Source organism: Streptomyces sp. NPDC057010 (genome assembly GCF_042673805.1).
Taxonomy (GTDB): domain Bacteria; phylum Actinomycetota; class Actinomycetes; order Streptomycetales; family Streptomycetaceae; genus Streptomyces.
Window position 1 is genome coordinate 1 of the sequence record NZ_JBHUSC010000138.1, and the last position, 419, is coordinate 419.

The 419-nt window shown below is 62.8% G+C and carries 1 protein-coding gene; it reads left to right on the forward strand.

Annotated elements, in window-relative coordinates; genetic code table 11:
• The coding region (locus tag ACFTXQ_RS36635) for a hypothetical protein (RefSeq protein ID WP_382650005.1) at positions 1 to 401 on the forward strand (401 nt) is incomplete at its 5' end.
• Positions 402 to 419: the final 18 nt, after the last annotated feature.

Here is a 419-nt window from a genome sequence, read left to right on the forward strand (position 1 = left end):
TCCTGGGGCGGCGGCAGCAGATGGAGATCGTCGGTCACGTCGTGACCGGATTGCACTTCGACGCCGCCGGGCGTCCGGTATCCGTGCAATTGGACGGCCGTCCGGCGCTGATGTTCCGGCTCTTGTCGAGCGAGGTGAAGTATCGCGTGCTCGATTCGACGGGGCGGCTGTTGCTGGCGTCGACGCCTTCGAACGGGGGCCGGCCGTGGCTGACGGAAGACCTCGCGAAGGCGGCCGGCAAGGTGGTGCCCGCCACGATCGATGGCAACGTATACGCCGTCGCCACACGACGCATGTCGAAAGGAGGCGTCGATTATTACGTGCAGGTTGCGCAAAGCAGGCAGCTGATGGACGCGCTTGTCCTGTCGAATATCGATCCGATCCCGAATATCGTAGGATAAGTTCTCCACATAGCGACA